At 56.9% G+C, this 16,399-nt stretch carries 14 protein-coding genes; 7 read left to right on the top strand and 7 right to left on the bottom strand.

Features of this window, described 5'->3' with window-relative positions; all coding sequences use genetic code 11:
• The 7 genes from ACTIKR_RS09625 to ACTIKR_RS09595 all read right to left on the bottom strand — a co-directional run.
• A partial coding sequence (locus tag ACTIKR_RS09625; RefSeq protein WP_442327731.1) for an NADPH-dependent FMN reductase occupies positions 1-327 on the bottom strand: 327 nt, incomplete at its 3' end.
• Between the two features lie 70 nt (positions 328-397).
• Entirely contained in the window at positions 398-1,009 is a 612-nt protein-coding gene (locus ACTIKR_RS09620; RefSeq protein WP_442327730.1) for a SagB/ThcOx family dehydrogenase, read from the bottom strand.
• 102 nt (positions 1,010-1,111) lie between these two features.
• Positions 1,112-3,682 (bottom strand): DNA ligase D, encoded by a 2,571-nt coding sequence (ligD, locus tag ACTIKR_RS09615; RefSeq protein WP_442327729.1) that lies wholly within the window; start codon positions 3,680-3,682, stop codon positions 1,112-1,114.
• A 36-nt stretch (positions 3,683-3,718) separates the two neighbouring features.
• A complete protein-coding gene (gene ku, locus ACTIKR_RS09610) occupies positions 3,719-4,819 on the bottom strand; it encodes a non-homologous end joining protein Ku (RefSeq protein WP_442327728.1) in 1,101 nt (366 codons plus the stop codon).
• Positions 4,820-4,949: 130 nt separating this feature from the next.
• Positions 4,950-5,372 carry an arsenate reductase (glutaredoxin) gene (gene arsC, locus ACTIKR_RS09605; protein ID WP_442327727.1) on the bottom strand — a complete coding sequence of 141 codons (423 nt, stop codon included), beginning with the start codon at positions 5,370-5,372 and terminating at the stop codon, positions 4,950-4,952.
• A gap of 213 nt (positions 5,373-5,585) precedes the next feature.
• Positions 5,586-6,863: a bifunctional O-acetylhomoserine aminocarboxypropyltransferase/cysteine synthase gene (locus ACTIKR_RS09600; RefSeq protein ID WP_193089727.1), complete on the bottom strand. Its 1,278-nt coding sequence runs from the start codon at positions 6,861-6,863 to the stop codon at positions 5,586-5,588.
• Positions 6,864-6,983: 120 nt separating this feature from the next.
• Complete coding sequence (locus ACTIKR_RS09595; protein ID WP_442327726.1) at positions 6,984-7,883, bottom strand: AraC family transcriptional regulator; 900 nt, start codon at positions 7,881-7,883, stop codon at positions 6,984-6,986.
• A gap of 294 nt (positions 7,884-8,177) precedes the next feature.
• Here ACTIKR_RS09595 and ACTIKR_RS09590 point away from each other — a divergent pair, with 294 nt between their 5' ends.
• The 7 genes from ACTIKR_RS09590 to ACTIKR_RS09560 all read left to right on the top strand — a co-directional run bounded on the left by ACTIKR_RS09590 (position 8,178) and on the right by ACTIKR_RS09560 (position 16,338).
• On the top strand, positions 8,178-9,116 hold the full coding sequence (locus tag ACTIKR_RS09590) for a DMT family transporter (protein ID WP_442327725.1): 939 nt from the start codon (positions 8,178-8,180) through the stop codon (positions 9,114-9,116).
• Between the two features lie 82 nt (positions 9,117-9,198).
• Complete coding sequence (locus ACTIKR_RS09585) at positions 9,199-9,810, top strand: LysE family translocator (protein WP_193089730.1); 612 nt, start codon at positions 9,199-9,201, stop codon at positions 9,808-9,810.
• Positions 9,811-9,954: 144 nt separating this feature from the next.
• On the top strand, positions 9,955-11,049 hold the full coding sequence (locus ACTIKR_RS09580; protein ID WP_442327724.1) for a GlxA family transcriptional regulator: 1,095 nt from the start codon (positions 9,955-9,957) through the stop codon (positions 11,047-11,049).
• Between the two features lie 152 nt (positions 11,050-11,201).
• On the top strand, positions 11,202-12,449 hold the full coding sequence (locus tag ACTIKR_RS09575) for a sarcosine oxidase subunit beta family protein (RefSeq protein ID WP_442327723.1): 1,248 nt from the start codon (positions 11,202-11,204) through the stop codon (positions 12,447-12,449).
• Positions 12,450-12,459: 10 nt separating this feature from the next.
• Positions 12,460-12,738, top strand: a complete 279-nt coding sequence (locus ACTIKR_RS09570; RefSeq protein ID WP_193089733.1) for a sarcosine oxidase subunit delta — start codon at positions 12,460-12,462, stop codon at positions 12,736-12,738.
• The gene (locus ACTIKR_RS09565) at positions 12,735-15,737 is read left to right on the top strand and encodes a sarcosine oxidase subunit alpha family protein (RefSeq protein WP_442327722.1); all 3,003 of its coding nucleotides are present in this window, start codon (positions 12,735-12,737) and stop codon (positions 15,735-15,737) included. The genes ACTIKR_RS09570 and ACTIKR_RS09565 overlap by 4 nt, the downstream gene beginning before the upstream one ends.
• Positions 15,727-16,338, top strand: coding sequence for a sarcosine oxidase subunit gamma (locus tag ACTIKR_RS09560; protein ID WP_442327721.1), 612 nt, complete (start codon positions 15,727-15,729; stop codon positions 16,336-16,338). The genes ACTIKR_RS09565 and ACTIKR_RS09560 overlap by 11 nt, the downstream gene beginning before the upstream one ends.
• Positions 16,339-16,399: the final 61 nt, after the last annotated feature.

The following is a 16,399-nucleotide window of genomic DNA, read 5'->3' as shown; positions in this document are numbered from 1 at the left end:
CACCCAGTCCAGCGTATTTTTCAGCAAAGCCGAGATGGAGGAATTTTCCTCCGGAGAGGCAAAGAACACGCCATGATGCGACTTGAACAGCGTTCGCAGTTGCCGCGCAGCGTCGGGCAAGCCAAACTGCGCTTCATCATCGCCGTGATAGATCGCCATCGAATAATCGGCCAGGCTAATCAATGTCGCAACGCCCCCGGCCTGCTCAACCGCCAGCGCCATATGACGAGCCAGACGGGTATTGTAGGACTGTCGTCGAGTGCTGCCCGAGAGCAGCAGAATATGGGGCTTGCCCGTGATCGGTTTGTCGTTCTCAATTGGCGTCATTGCATGTTTCCTGAATGTCATTATGACATTCATCATAACAAAACCAACTGTCGGTCTGATTGATCGACAATTACACCTGGCCTTGTCCCAGACAAAAAAGCGCCACCGGTTTGTGTGCGGCGGGCAAAGTCAGTTGCCTGGCAAGCGCCTCATCATCTATCCCCATGACCAGCACGCCGCCCAGATTCTCGACTTGCGCTGCCAGATAAAGGTTCTGTGCCACGGCGCCGGTCTCTACATCTACATAGCGCGCACCGCGCAAGCCATCGGGCTGCTGGTCAGAAAAATGGCGCAATGCCAGGGCATAGTCGGCAGTAATGACGATCACAACAGGGGCTGTCTCCAGCCACAGATCATCGGCAAGAGAGGCCGAGAGCAAACTGCCGGAAACAGGGGCATGGGCCAGCCGCTCAAGACCGTTGCGTTCGGGCTCAAACAGATAGTTGCCCACCTCTACGCCCTGCACGCGTCGTACAAGAACCGTCAAACCTAGCGGGTACAACGCATGCGCCGATGGCGCACCCCGCTTGCCGTCGCTGCTGTCGACCCCTTGCGCGCAGGTGAGGATGCGTATGAGTGCCTGTTCATCAATCGGCGCGTCGGTAAACTGCCGGACAGAGCGGCGACGCGAAATCAATGTATACAGAACATCACGTTCCTGCTGTGAAGCCGTAACGGCCATGACAAGCTCCATAGTAAATACGAAAATTCATTATATACGGCGATTCATCAGACAGCAGTTGCTCGACGGGCATCATCACGCAGTGCGCTACACTGGCCACCACTAGAACAGATCAGGTAGTGACTGCCTGATCCTGGTCAATTCCTGCCAGGGATCGCTCGCAAGCCGGGCCAGGCGTTGCGGCAGATTGCGGATATGGAAGGCATCTGACGATTTTATGCGTCCCAGCTCTTCCCAACGCAACGGTGTAGCCACTGCGGCACCAGGCCGGGCACGCAGCGAATACGAACAGACACTGGTGGCGCCACGCCCATTGCGCAAATAGTCCACGAAAATCAGTCCCTTGCGCTGTTTTTTGGAGGCCGTTGCGATATAGGTGTCCGGCTGCGCCCCGGCCAGCGATTCGGCAAAAGCACGTGCAAATTGTCGTGCATCCTCCCAGGGCACGGGCGGGTTCAGCGGCGCCACTACATGCAGCCCTTTACCTCCGGTGGTGCGTACAAACGATTGCAACTGCAATTGCTCCAGCAGATCGCGCACCTGACGCGCCGCCTTTTTCACCGTGGCCCACGGCACTTCGGCAGAAGGGTCAAGATCAAACACCAGACGGTCGCAGTCGTCCGGGCTGTCGGCCAGCGCACCCCATGGATGAAACTCCAGCGCGCTAAACTGCACCAGCTGCATGACATCCTTCTTGTCGCGCACCATCAGATAGTCCTGCCTGCCACCCTGCTCTTCCTGCAGAATGACCGTACTGACATCCATGCCGGCCGTATGGTGTTTCTGGAAAAAACAGGCTTTTTGCGTGCCATCCGGGCAGCGCAGCACCGATAGCGGCCGTCCGGCTACCCCCGGCAACAACCAGTCCATCACGCGTTCGTAATAGTCGGCCACATCCTGCTTGCTCACATGCATCTCGGGGTACACCATGCGATCCGGGCTACTGATATGAACGATATCTTTTTTCATAGGCTCCTCTTTTGCCTGGCTGCCTCGCAGATCGGCAGCAGACTTGTCTTCTCTCAATGTTTTGAAGGCCGTGTGACGCAACAGTCCCTGGCTGCTGTGTCCACGATAAAACACCTCGACCACCTGTTGGGGCCTGACCCATTTTGCACGACGCAGATCGGAATCGATGCCTGCAACCGTCACGGTCGGTTCGGCCCCTGCAACCGGTCGCAACATGGCCGATAGCTGACGCAACATCGCGTCGTTCATGCCGGTGCCGACACGCCCGGCAAGCCGCCAGCCAGTCTTGCCCTGGGGCGATGCCAGCAGTAACGAGCCAATCCCCGTGCGGCTGCCTTTGGGTTCAATGAAGCCGGCAATGGCAAATTCATCACTGAGTTCCATTTTTATTTTCTGCCAGCTTCTGCTGCGGCCATCGTGATACGGGGCATTCACCCGTTTTGAAATAATGCCTTCGAGTTTTTCCGCTGTTACTCGCTCAAACACCTGCGGACCGAAACCCACCAGATGCGAGCTGTATCGCAATCGTGATGGCGCGTCTTGTAATACTGTCTGCAGCAACGCCTTGCGATCCTGCAACGGCACATCGCACAGATCAAACCCTTCCAGATGAATCAGGTCGAACAGCAAATAACTCAATGGCGCCTGCCTTTCACCAGACAGCGTGGCCTGCAATGCTGAAAAATTGCTGCGCACGCCATCAAGCACGACCAGCTCCCCATCAAAGGCGGCCTGCTGCAACCCGAGCGACGCCATATCACGCGCGACATCAGGCAAGCGCGCCGTCCAGTCCAGACCATTGCGCGACCACAAGGCTGGAGTGCCGTCGACAATCGTGCACAGCAGGCGATAGCCGTCCCATTTGACTTCATGCAGCCAGTCCTCGCCAACAGGCGCCTTGTCTGCCGTATGACATAATTGTGGCGCAAACGGTTTGTGCTGCAACGATTGTCGCTTTGCGCCCTTGAAGGCATCAAGCTGCGCGTGCCAGGCCACCGTTGCCGGATCTCGCTGGCGTTGCGCGCCGGCTGCGGCTTTTTTTGTTGCGCCTTTTGATGTTGCACCTTTTAATGTTGCACCTTTTGAGGTTGCACCAGTAGTAATTTTGCCTTTTGCCGTTTTTCCTGTGGCGGTCTTTTTAACCGCACCCGTTTTTTTTTCGATAGCTCTTTTGCCATCCGTGGCAGACGGTGCCGGCTCATCGACAAAGTCATCGGCCTCCCTGTCCTGGGCAAAGGCATCGTCCTGTTTGATCAGCAACCACTGTTGCTGGCGACTGCGACGATGGCTTCGGATCAAATGCCATCCGCCCTGCAAAATATCGCCAAACAGTTCAAACTTCAAATGCCCTTTAGCCAGTTGCGTTTCGGCCTCTTCATTAGTGCTCCAGATGCCGCTATCGAATATTCTGACATTGCCTGCGCCGTATTCGCCTTTGGGAATATCACCCTCGAAATTGGCATAGCTGACTGGATGGTCCTCAACTTCCACCGCCAGGCGCTTGACCGTCGGATCCAGACTGGGGCCTTTGGGCACGGCCCAGCTCTTGAGCGCACCGGCAACCAGCAGACGAAAATCATAATGGCGATGGCTGGCATGATGCAGCTGGACGACAAAGATGGGTCGGCCACCGCCCATGGCGTCCTCCTGCGGTTCCGGAGTACGGTCAAACCTGCGTTTGCGCTGATAGTCGGCAAGGCTCATAGGCGCTCCCGGTCTGTCGTTTTGGATAAGTGTGCGTTAGGCCGCCTTTTTAGTGCTGGCAGCACGCTTGCGTGAACCGGCCCCGGACGAACCGGCGCTTTTCTTTGTCGTTGCCTTGGCCGGCGCCTTGGCGGCTTTTCTGGCGGTCGCCGTAGATTTGGCCGTCTTGCCTGCCGCTTTACCGCTGGCCGTTTTACCATTGGCCATAGTGCCCTTGCGCTGCGCAGCTTTGCTCGCCGATTTTGCCGGAGCCTTTTTGCTCGCCTTGCTTGCCGTGCTGTCGCTGCCTTTGGCAGCAGATTTGGACTTGGCCGCCTTGGGCGGTGTCCGCTTGTTGGTTGCCAGGCTTTGCTTGAGCAGCGACATGAAGTCGACCACATTGGTAGCGGCATTCTCCGGTACCGCGGCATCTTCCAGTTCGTCCTCCGGACGGTGGCTGACCTTGTTGGCTTTCATCCGTTTTTTGATTACATCTGAAAGCCGCTGTCGGAATTCGTCCTTGTATTGGTCAGGTTTCCAGTCGGCTTGCATGGACGCGATCAATTGACTGGCCATGTCCATTTCCTGACGGGAAATCCGGTAGTCGCTCAACTTGCCTTCCGGAATCCGGTAGTCTTGCACATCGATCAGCTCCTGTGGATATCGCAACAGAATCAGCATGAGCGCATCGCCTTGCGGCATGACGGCACACAGATATTCGCGCGTGCGTATGACCACACGTGCTATCCCGATCTTGCCGGCATCGCGCAGCGTTTCGCGCAACAGCACGTAACCTTTTTCCGCCTTTTTTCCCGGCACCAGCACATAGGGTTTTTCGAAATAAGCCGGCCCGATAGCACTGGCGTCGATAAAGGCCTCTACATCTACCGACTCCTTGCTTTGCGGTGCTGCATCGCGAATATCATCGGGCTCAAGCACCACATAATTGCCTTTGCTATATTCGAACGCCTTGACGATGTCTTTCCACGGCACCTCATCTCCGGTGTCGGCATTGACCCGCTCGTATCGCACTGGCGCCTTGTCACGCGAGTCCAGCATCCGAAAATGCAGATCCATGCGCCGCTCCCCGGGCATCAGCGCCACGGGTATATTCAACAGTCCAAAAGAAAGCGTACCATTCCAGATCGGGCGTGCCATATCAGGTCCTTATTCAAGGTCATCAATGCGCCAAACGCAGCGCGAGTCCTGCAACATTGTGAAGCGGCGCAGAGGCTGCTTCAATATCAAATGCAATGAAACGAGTGGTGTTTCCTGTGATCGTTCAGGCCTACGTGACCTTTTGACCCAATGCGTCGATCAGCGGTGTGCCGTCATCACGATTTATAGCGCCTTTTTGCGGCAGCGGCAAAATATCCAGCACCAGCTCTGACGGGCGGCACAGGCGCGCGCCTTTAGGGCTGATCACAAAGGGACGATTGATTAGAATCGGGTATTCAATCATGGCATCCAGCAGCCGATCGTCGCTCACGGCCGGGTCATCCAGTCCAAGTTCCTTGAACAGCGTCTCTTTCTGGCGCACGGCGTCACGTACGCTGATTCCCGCCTTCTCTATGATTGCCGTGAGCTCTTCCCGGGAAGGCGGATTGTGCAGGTATTCTATGATATTGGGCTCGACACCCGTATTGCGGATGAGCGCCAGCGTCGTGCGTGAAGTACCGCAGCGGGTATTGTGATAAATTGTAATGTCCATGAGGAGGGACTCCTGTACCGTTGGTGGTTCAATCATAGCATTTAGCAGGTCAAATGCGTGTAACCATTGGCCGTTGCAGCCGGTACAGGATCATGACGATTTCAACGCTCGGCCACCACACCAGCGTGACGCAGAGCGCGCAATATTTCGCGTCGCAAAAGCGCCAACTGATGGCGCCTTCGGATTGCGTCAAGACAACACGAACGCAGGCAATCAGCCCTGACTTTGCTGCAATGCCTGATCCAGGTCAGCCAGAATATCGTCGATGTGCTCAATGCCAATAGAGAGCCTGACCATATCCTGGCTGACCCCGGCCTTCTCCAACTCCTGCTCGTTGAGCTGGCGGTGGGTGGTCGTGGCCGGGTGGCATGCCAGAGATTTGGCATCGCCAATATTTACCAGGCGCGTGATCAATTGCAGCGCATCAATAAAGCGCGCGCCGGCCTGGGCATCACCTTTGACGCCAAAGCACAGGATGGCCGATGGTTTACCACCCATATATTTGCGGGCCAGTTCGTGTTCCGGATGATCGGGCAGACCCGCATATTTCACCCAGCTGACTTGCTCATGCTTCTGCAGAAACTGTGCCACCTTCAGCGCATTTTCACAGTGGCGCTCGACGCGCAATGCCAGCGTTTCAATACCCTGCAGAATCTGAAAGGCAGCCAGCGGCGCCAATGCGGCCCCAGTATTGCGCAGCGGGCCAACGCGACAACGCCCGATAAAGGCCGCTTCGGCAAATGCTTCGGTATAGACCACGCCATGGTAGGCCGGATCTGGCTCATTCAGTACCGCAAACCGTTGCTTGTGCTCAGCCCAGGGGAACTTGCCGGAATCGACCACGGCCCCCGCAATGGTCGTGCCATGGCCGCCCATATATTTGGTCAGCGAATGCACAACAATATCGGCGCCGTGTTCAAAGGGACGGCACAGCGCCGGCGTTGCCACGGTGTTGTCCACGATTAGCGGGACCCCGTGCCGGTGCGCAGCGTCTGCCAGTGCGCGCAGATCAATCAGATTGCCAGCCGGGTTGCCAATGGATTCGCAGAACACCGCTTTGGTTTTGTCATCGATCAACGCTTCGAGCGCCGCAATATCATTGTGAGGCGCCATGCGCACCTCGATCCCCTGGCGTGGAAATGCGTGGGCAAACAGGTTATAGGTACCGCCATATAGTTTGCTGACCGATACAATATTGTCGCCAGCCTGGGTAATGGTCTGGATGGCATAGGTGATGGCTGCCATTCCCGAGGCAACCGCCAGCGCCGCAATCCCGCCCTCCAGAGCGGCTACGCGCTCTTCCAGCACCGCATTGGTCGGATTCATGATACGCGAGTAGATATTGCCGGCAACTTTCAGATCGAACAGGTCGGCGCCATGCTGCGTATTATCAAAGGCAAACGAGGACGTCTGATAAATGGGTACAGCGACTGCCTTGGTAGTGGGTTCCGGCGTGTAACCCGCATGAATGGCCAATGTCTCAAGCTTCATTTCTTCTCCTTTCTGAAATCAAATATCAAGGTAAATATCAAATACCCTGAATGACATAATAAATATCTGATCCCGCTTTATACCCGACATCACCGGTTCTGTCAGCCTTCCAGTTGATCTTTACTTATGTGTTGGATATATATGCTGTTGCGCACTGGCCAGTTGCAAGGGGCCCTGTGCCTTGCTTTGGCCTGCGGCCAGTATTGCGCCCTGCGTGCGCCGGCCCTTGCGGTACTCATCGGGCGTGGTTCCCATCAGGCGGCGAAACATGCTGATGAATGCCGACGCGCTGCTGTAACCCAGATCCAGGCCAATCGCTTCCACGGTTTCTCCCCGATCAAGCCGCGCCAGCGAGGCCAGCACCTTGAGCCGCTGTCGCCATTCAACAAAAGACATGCCCAGATCACGCTGGCAACGGCGCATCAGTGTTCTCTCTGTAGTATGGCTGATCGCGGCAAACTCGGCGATCGTGCGTGCATCACCTGGATTGGCCTGCAGCGCCAGCAACACGGGCTTGAGCAAAGGATCGTCCGAAGTGGGCAGGTAGGTCCCGGCACAATCGGCCTGCTCCAGCTGATCCACCAACACCCGCAACAGGCGTTGTTCCTGTAACGTAGCGACAATGGCCGGTGGCCTTCTGCCCAGCTCATCGAGCAGCGCCCGCATAAACGGGCTCACGGTCAATGCACAGGTCACGCCGGGCAACGTCTGACACAGCGCTGCGTCCACATACAGGGAGCAGTGAATACCCGCATGACGATTGAACGCGATGTGCTCGGTACGGGGCGGCAGCCAAAGACCATATTGGGGCGGCGCAAGGTAATGCTGGTGGGCCAGCTCGATCTCCATGATGCCGCTAAAGGAGTATACAAACTCCCCCCAGTTGTGAAGATGACGCGGGTACACCGTGTCTGCCTGCACGCTCACCGCCCGAAAAACGATCGGTGCCGGCAATGTCGTCTCAAACGGAGGCCGACGCAAATGCGTCGCGTTGCTGGGTGAGAAGCCAGATTTTTTCATGAACATGATCGTATACAAGGCTATATAACGGATTTAAAGGCCAATAAAGGTGGCGCGCTAACGGCAATACCTACAGCAGGCAAACGACGCCCCCGTATCCTGCAGCAGTCAGAATTATCTGAAAAATCAGCAAACCGTCTCTGAAGGGCGCTTGCCGCCCGCGTACAAGAAGTTGCCTCGATACCGATAATTGGCTTAATACCGATATCGATTGTCATATTTACAGTATATGGTGATTATCCGTCAATGAGATAATTCTGTTTCACAATAGACTTATCACGAACAGGAAAAAAAATGGAACACCGCAGGGCAATTGATCGCAAGGCTACCGGGCTGATGCTGCTTACTTGCGCAATTTGGGGTCTGCAACAGGTCGTGCTCAAGGGCGCGGCGCCAGACGTTGCGCCTGTATTTCAGATTGCTGTGCGCTCCGGCATTTCAGCCATCATGGTGTACATCCTTATCTATGCGCGCGGCGACCGTATTGTGCTGTCTGACGGGACCTGGAAACCCGGGATTGCGGCCGGGCTGCTGTTTGCCCTGGAATTTCTGCTGGTTGCCGAGGGGTTGCACCATACCACAGCCTCTCACATGGTCATATTCCTATACACCGCCCCGGTATTTGCCGCCCTTGGGCTTTACTGGAAGGTGCCCGACGAACGCCTGAACAGGGTCCAGTGGCTGGGCATTGCCATCGCTTTTGCCGGCATTGTCGTAACCTTTACCGGTCGCAGCGCATCGGCTGATCCCGGCGGCGCCAATCCGCTGTTGGGCGACTTGCTTGGCATCTGTGCAGCCATGGCCTGGGGCGCGACCACAGTCGTCATACGCACCACTCGCCTGAACAACTGCCCAAGCACGCACACCTTGCTGTATCAGTTGATTGGCGGCTTTGCAGTCCTGATCGTTGCCGCCATCCTCATGGACCAGACTTATTTCAACCCTACGCCGCGCGCCTTTGCCGCCATGGCATTTCAGATACTGGTTGTGTCCTTCGGCAGCCTGCTCTTGTGGTTCTGGCTGCTGCGCCAGTATCTGGCGTCCCGGCTTGGCGTCCTGTCGTTCATGACCCCGCTTTTTGGCATTGCATTTGGCGTATGGCTGCTGGACGAGCCGCTGGAACCCAATTTCGTGGCCGGCGCCCTGATGGTTCTGCTTGGCATATTGCTGGTCAGCGGCTACGAGTGGATACAGCAAATTATTGCCCGCCGTCGCAAACTATCGCATTTATAAGTTGTTTGTCTGGTACAGACTGGTATAAGCTAGTGCAGACCACAGCGCCTTTGCCTGCAGAACCTTTTACCGGAACCACAGTATGAGTTTGGAGTTTTTACTGACGTCCCTGATCGTGGTGATCTCGCCTGGCACAGGCGTCATCATAACGGTCGCAGCCGGCCTGTCACGGGGCCGCCGCGCCGCCGTCATCTGCGCTTTCGGTTGCACGTTAGGCATTTTGCCGCACATGTTCGCCGCCATTACGGGTCTGGCCGCGTTGTTGCATACCAGTGCCCTTGCTTTTGAAATAATCCGATACGCCGGTGTCGCCTATCTGCTGTATATGGCATTCACGACCTTGCGCGCGCATGGCGCGCTGAAAATTGAAACCGGCGCCACGCCCCGCTCCAATATGGATGTGATTCGCTCCGCGATTGCCGTCAATGTGCTCAACCCCAAGCTGTCTATTTTTTTCTTCGCCTTTTTACCGCAATTTGTCGGCAACCATGCCAGCAACCCGCTACCGATCATGCTGGAGCTGTCTGCCGTTTTCATGGCAATGACATTTATCGTTTTTACCGGTTACGGCGTCTTTGCCGCGGCGGTTCGCCACCACGTGATTTCTCGACCCCCGGTCATGACCTGGTTGCGCCGCAGCTTTGCCGCCGCCTTCGTTGCGCTGGGCGCCAAACTTGCATTGACCGATAGATAGCCGCTCGGGCACCGTCAACATGAGGACTTTTCGAGGACGCACCTGCCTGCGCCACTGCCCCCGGTTTCGGCTGCATTGAGCGGGCGCGTCATATTGGCGGCATTTCGCTGGTGACATTTCGCGCAACAGTTCGCTAGAATACAAATGTCACGGAACACGACCATCATGCACCCGAAATCTACGGATACCGCGCCCATTCGCTTCGGCTTTCTGCTGCTGCCGCACTTTACGCTGACCGCATTCTCGGGTCTGCTGGACGTCCTGCGTCTGGCCGGAGACGAAGGCGATTACAGCCAGCCGGTTCGCTGCGCCTGGCATGTGGTCGACGAAACGCTGGCGCCGGTGAGCTCATCCAGCACAATCCAGGTGATGCCCTCGGAAAAACTGGGCGATCCTGCGCGCTTCGATTATCTGGTAGTGGTGGGCGGTTTGCTACACACCGGCCTGCCACTGAGTGCCGCCCAGAAACTATTTATACAGCAGGCTGCAGACAAGAACGTTAATCTGGTTGGCGTATGCACCGGGGTTTTTGCGTTGATGCAGGCCGGTGTCATGCAGGATCACCGTATCTGCGTCAGCTGGTTCCACTACTGGGATTTTGTCGAACAGTTCCCACAAGCCGACCCGAATCTGATTATTGCCGACCGGCTCTACGTTTGTGATCGCCGCCGCATTACCTGCTCCGGAGGGCGTGCGTCCATTGATGTGGCCGCCGAGATTCTGAAGCGACACATGGACGAGGCTATCGTGCAAAAGGCCTTGCGAATCCTGCAGATAGATAATGCCAATTCCCATACGACGCCCCAGCCGCTGCCACCCGGCATCGCACCGGACACCCATCCCGTGGTGCGGCGCGCCATACTGTTGATGGAGCAGCATATGGGCAAGGCGCTTACGCTGGATGCGCTTGCAGGTAAGCTCAATATTTCAGTGCGGCAACTGGAACGGCTTTTTAAGCAATCATCGGGCATGACTCCACAAGCGTACTCCAGGGGAATTCGCCTGCGCATGGCCGCCTGGATGCTAACCCACTCGACCAAAACCATCGCCGCCATTGCCAGCGCTTGTGGCTTTGCCGATGCGTCACATATGGGACGGGAGTTTCGAAGCACTTTTGAAATGTCTCCTGGCCAGTGGCGCAGCCGGGCCCAGTTGCCAGCATCCCTGCTGGCCGCGCAGAACCCGGATCCGGTCGACTATGTGAGCGAAGTATTTCCCGGACGCCAGGATTTTCACTAAACGATTTGCCGAACTCGAAAACCGCGCAATGATGGCGTAATTATTCCAATCAATAGACGGAAAAGTTCTATCTGCGCAGCGCCCGATTTGCTCTACTTGCAGTCACTGCGCCCGCCCCGATCACGGCGAGACAGGATTGCTACGAGGATATCATGCGCAACCGCTATTCGATTTTCAGTCTGATCCGCAACGGGCTGAGCCATAACGAAAAATGGGGACGTGCCTGGCACAGTCCCGAACCCAAGAACGAATATGACGTGGTTATTGTTGGCGCGGGTGGTCATGGCCTGGCAACCGCCTATTATCTGGCCAAGGTCCATGGGATCCGCAATATTGGTGTTGTGGAAAAAGGCTGGCTGGGTGGCGGCAACACCGCTCGCAATACCACCATTGTGCGCTCCAACTATTTATGGAACGAATCGGCACAGCTCTATGAAAAAGCCATGAAGCTGTGGGAAGGCCTGTCCCAGGAGCTGAACTACAACGTCATGTTCAGCCAGCGTGGCGTGATGAATCTGGCGCATACCCTGCAAGAGGTGCGCGATACCCAGCGACGCATCAATGCCAATCTGTATAACGGCGTTGACGGCCAATGGCTTGACCGCGAACAGATCAGGCAACTGGAGCCGCTGATCAATCTGGACAGCCGCTACCCGGTGCTGGGCGCCTCATTCCAGCCACGTGGCGGCGTCGCGCGACATGACGCGGTCGCCTGGGGTTTTGCCCGTGCGGCCGACCAACTGGGCGTGGATATCATTCAAAACTGCCCCGTGACCAACATCCTTAAAAAGGATGGCGTGGTCCTGGGTGTTGAAACCGGCAAGGGAATCATCCGCGCCAGGAAAGTGGCGGTCGTGGCCGCCGGGCATTCAAGTGTGCTTGCCGATATGGCAGGCATCCGCTTGCCGCTGGAAAGCCATCCATTGCAGGCCCTCGTGTCGGAGCCGGTCAAGCCTGCCATCAGCACCGTGGTCATGTCTAACGCGGTGCATGCGTATATCAGCCAGTCCGATAAAGGCGATCTGGTCATTGGCGCCGGCATTGACCAGTACACAGGCTATGGCCAACGTGGCAGTTTTCAGAGCATCGAACAGACCTTGCAGGCCATTGTGGAGATGTTCCCCAGCTTAAGTCGTGTGCGCATGAACCGGCAATGGGCCGGCATTGTCGACATCAGTCCCGATGCCTGCCCCATCATCTCCAAAACGCCGATCAAAGGACTTTATTTCAATTGTGGCTGGGGTACCGGCGGCTTCAAGGCAACCCCGGGCTCGGGCTGGGTTTTTGCCCACACCATTGCCAACGACGAACCTCATCCGCTGAACGCCCCGTTCTCCATAGACCGCTTCTATACCGGTCATCTCATAGACGAGCACGGCGCCGCTGCCGTTGCGCACTAGGATCACAATCATGCTTGTCATACGATGCCCATGGTGCGGTGAGCGCGCCGAAACCGAGTTCAATTTCGGCGGCCAGGCCGGTATTGAACGCCCCGCCAACCCCGAACACCTGTCCGATGAACAATGGGGCGACTACCTGTTCATGCGCAATAATCCTTTAGGCATCCACCGCGAGCAATGGGTGCATACCCATGGCTGTCGACGCTGGTTTATTGCCGAACGCGACACCCGTCATTATCAATTCAAGTCGGTGGAAAAAATCGGCGCGCCGGGCAAGGAGCAGACATGACGCAGTCACATCGCCTGGCCGATGGCGGCCGTATTGACAGAAACAAACCGCTGCGGTTCCAATTTAACGGCAAATGGTATCTGGGTTACCAGGGCGACACGCTGGCCTCTGCCCTGCTTGCAAATGGCATACACTTTGTCGCTCGCAGTTTCAAGTATCATCGCCCCCGAGGCATCATGACCGCCGGCGTCGAGGAACCCAATGCCATCGTCCAGCTGGAGAACGGCCCATATACCGTTCCCAATGCGCGTGCTACCGAAGTCGAACTCTACGAAGGACTGACTGCGGCCAGCGTCAATGCCCGGCCCGACATTGAACACGATCGGTTTGCGTTCATGCAATATCTGTCGCGCTTTATCCCGGCAGGGTTTTACTATAAAACCTTTATGTGGCCACGACGCTGGTGGGGAAAATATGAAGAACACATCCGCAATGCTGCTGGCCTGGGCAACGTTCCCAGAGAACACGATCCCGATCGCTACGAGAAAACCTATGCCCATTGTGATGTACTGATCGTGGGCGCAGGGCCAGCCGGGCTTGCTGCCGCGCACAGTGCCGCAAGTACGGGCGCACGGGTCATTCTGGTTGATAACCAATCGGAACCGGGCGGCAGCCTGCTGCACACGTGTACCTCTGTCAACGGCACACCCGCCAGACAGTGGCTCGCACAGATCACTGGCGAACTAGCCAGTATGCCTGAGGTCCAGCTATTGTCGCGCGCGACTGCCTTCGGTTATCAGGACCACAACCTGGTTACGGTGTGCGAGCGGCTGACCGATCATCTGCCGCTGCAACAGCGCAAGGGCGTGCGCGAACGCCTGTGGAAAATCCGCGCAGCGCATGTGATTCTGGCCACCGGCGCCCATGAACGCCCGATCGCATTCGGCAACAATGACCTGCCGGGCATTTTACTGGCTTCGGCGATCAGCACCTATATCTACCGCTTTGGCGTGCTGCCCGGCCGACGCGCCGTGGTATTTACCAACAATGACAGCGCATATCAGACTGCGCTGGACCTGCACCGCAGCGGCGCCCAGGTTGTTGTGGTTGACGCTCGCGCAGCCGATGAAGCAACCGTGCCTCCACGGCTTGCAGAAAAAGGCATACAGATCCTGTGGCAGGCAGTCATCAGCCATGCCAATGGCAAACGTCATATCGACAGCGTGGCCGTGCGCAAGCGGGGCAATCGGGCCGGCAGTGATGCAACAACACACACACTGCCTTGCGATCTGCTTGCCGTGTCCGGCGGATGGAACCCGGTTGTGCATCTGTATGCCCAGTCTGGTGGCAAGCCCCGCTGGCGCGATCTTGACGCCTGCTTCGTACCGGACGGCCAGGTGTCCAGGCAGACAACGATCGGCGCTTGCAACGGTCAATTTGACCTGGCCGGCGCCCTCGATAGCGGCGTACAGGCCGGTCGTCAGGCGGCTGCCACCCTGGGTTGGCAGTCCGATCACGATATCTCGTGGCAGGCAGAACCTGTGCACGCGGGCCACATTGAACCCCTGTGGTCAACGGCCACGGGTCGGGATATAGCGCGCGGCCCCAAGCAGTTTATTGATTTGCAAAATGACGTGACTGTGTCCGACATTTACCTGGCCGTGCGCGAAGGTTATCGCAGCGTCGAACATGTCAAGCGTTATACCGCCATGGGTTTCGGCACCGACCAGGGCAAACTGGGAAACATCAACGGCATGGCCGTACTGGCCGAAGCGCTGGGCCAGACCATACCGGAAACGGGCACGACCACGTTCCGCCCCAACTACACCCCCGTCACTTTCGGTGCCATTGCCGGACGAGAGCTGGGCGACTATTTTGACCCGATCCGCAAGAGCTGCCTGCACCAATGGCATGTTGCGCACGGCGCCGTTTTTGAAGATGTGGGAAACTGGAAGCGTGCGCGTTACTATCCCCGGGACAACGAAACCATGGATGCGGCGGTTGCACGAGAATGCCTGGCCGTGCGAAACAGCGTCGGGATACTCGATTACAGCACACTCGGCAAAATCGATGTGCGTGGCCCCGACGCCGCGACATTTTTGAATCGCATCTACACCAATTCCTGGACCAAACTGGAGCCCGGGCGTTGCCGCTATGGTCTGATGCTCGATGAAAACGGCATGATCCTGGACGATGGCGTCAATCTGCGGCTGGCGGACCAGCATTTCCTGATTTCGACAACCACCAGTGGCGCCGCCAAAGTAATGAACTGGATGGAGCGATGGCTGCAAACCGAATGGCCTGAACTGAAAGTCTATCTCACATCGCTGACCGACCAATATGCGACGGCGACGGTTGCTGGCCCTTGTGCCCGCAAGGTTCTGCAGCAAGTATGTCATGACATTGACTTTGACAACCAGGCCTTTCCGTTCATGAGTTTCAGGCACGGCGGTATCGATGGTGTGACGGTACGTATCCTGCGTGTCAGCTTCTCGGGTGAGCTGTCCTATGAAGTCTATATGCCCGCCAATTACGGTCATCATATCTGGGAAACGCTGATGCGTGCCGGGGAGCCGTTTGGCATTACGCCATATGGCACCGAGGCCATGCATGTTCTGCGGGCTGAAAAGGGCTTCATTATTGTCGGGCAGGACACCGATGGATCGGCCACCCCCATTGACCTGGGCATGGACGGTATGCTGGCCCAGTCCAAAGACTTTCTGGGCAAGCGCTCGCTGTCGCGCAGCGACACCGCCGGCCCCAATCGCAAGCAATTTGTCGGGCTGCTCTCGGACGACAAGCAAACGGTATTGCCTGAAGGCGCGGCCATTCTCAATGAAGCCGCTGGGCCGGGCGTAGTGCCGCTGCAGGGACACGTGACATCAAGCTATCTGAGCCCCACCCTGAAACAGCCGATTGCACTTGCCATGATCAGGAACGGCCTGTCACGCATGCACCAGAAGGTCACTGTTGCGTTGCCCGACGGCACGTTTGCCCGGGCGCACATCTGCAGCCCGGTTTTCTATGATGCCCAAGGAGCACGCCAGCATGTTGAATGAATCCAGGCAACAAACCCCACTGGCAGGCCTGACTGGTGGCGCCAGTGCTTTTGAACACGGATCACCCGAGCGCGTGGCACTGATTGAAGTGCCGTTCGTAAAATTGGTTAATCTGCGTGGCGATCCTGAAAATACTGATTTTACCGCTGCCTTGCAGAATACAATCGGCATCATCTTGCCGACCGAACCCAATACCACAGCTGAAAGTGACCACTATTGCGTCATGTGGCTCTCGCCTGACGAATGGATGATCCGGGCAAAAGGGCCACAAGCTGGCGATCTGCCAACGCGTCTGAACGTGGCTTTGCAAGGTATTTTCTGCGCCGTGACAGACCAGAGCAGCGCCTACAGCGTATTGCAACTGAGCGGCCCGAAAGCCCGCTGCGTTTTGGCCAAAGGCTGCCCGCTGGACCTGCACCCTCGCGTATTTGGCACAGAGCAATGTGCGCAAAGCCATTATTACAAGACCTCCGTGCTGCTGCGCCGCCCCAATGACAGGACTGATGATTGCTGGGAAGTAATAGTGCGGCGAAGTTTTGCCGACTATGCCGTGCGGATGCTGATGGACGGGATGTGGGAGTATACAGAGGGGCGCAATTGACGAGCGAGCGGCTCATGAAGGCAGGCCTTGCTAAAACAACGGCCATGCGTGCTGCTTGCAG

Origin of the sequence: Advenella sp., assembly GCF_052108595.1 — a bacterium.
Classification (GTDB): Bacteria; Pseudomonadota; Gammaproteobacteria; order Burkholderiales; family Burkholderiaceae_B; genus Advenella.
The sequence above is the reverse complement of the archived record's forward strand: the minus strand, read 5'-3'. Positions and strand labels throughout refer to the sequence as shown.

Bases quoted from the DNA above. Each gene is read 5' to 3' on its own strand.
- ACTIKR_RS09575 (WP_442327723.1), top strand. From the start codon at position 11,202: ATGCGCAACCGCTATTCGATTTTCAGTCTGATCCGCAACGGGCTGAGC.
- ACTIKR_RS09585 (WP_193089730.1), top strand. From the start codon at position 9,199: ATGAGTTTGGAGTTTTTACTGACGTCCCTGATCGTGGTGATCTCGCCT.
- ACTIKR_RS09565 (WP_442327722.1), top strand. From the start codon at position 12,735: ATGACGCAGTCACATCGCCTGGCCGATGGCGGCCGTATTGACAGAAAC.
- ligD (WP_442327729.1), bottom strand. From the start codon at position 3,682: ATGAGCCTTGCCGACTATCAGCGCAAACGCAGGTTTGACCGTACTCCG.
- ACTIKR_RS09620 (WP_442327730.1), bottom strand. From the start codon at position 1,009: ATGGCCGTTACGGCTTCACAGCAGGAACGTGATGTTCTGTATACATTG.
- ACTIKR_RS09595 (WP_442327726.1), bottom strand. From the start codon at position 7,883: ATGAAAAAATCTGGCTTCTCACCCAGCAACGCGACGCATTTGCGTCGG.
- ACTIKR_RS09600 (WP_193089727.1), bottom strand. From the start codon at position 6,863: ATGAAGCTTGAGACATTGGCCATTCATGCGGGTTACACGCCGGAACCC.
- ku (WP_442327728.1), bottom strand. From the start codon at position 4,819: ATGGCACGCCCGATCTGGAATGGTACGCTTTCTTTTGGACTGTTGAAT.
- ACTIKR_RS09580 (WP_442327724.1), top strand. From the start codon at position 9,955: ATGTCACGGAACACGACCATCATGCACCCGAAATCTACGGATACCGCG.
- ACTIKR_RS09570 (WP_193089733.1), top strand. From the start codon at position 12,460: ATGCTTGTCATACGATGCCCATGGTGCGGTGAGCGCGCCGAAACCGAG.
- arsC (WP_442327727.1), bottom strand. From the start codon at position 5,372: ATGGACATTACAATTTATCACAATACCCGCTGCGGTACTTCACGCACG.
- ACTIKR_RS09560 (WP_442327721.1), top strand. From the start codon at position 15,727: ATGTTGAATGAATCCAGGCAACAAACCCCACTGGCAGGCCTGACTGGT.
- ACTIKR_RS09590 (WP_442327725.1), top strand. From the start codon at position 8,178: ATGGAACACCGCAGGGCAATTGATCGCAAGGCTACCGGGCTGATGCTG.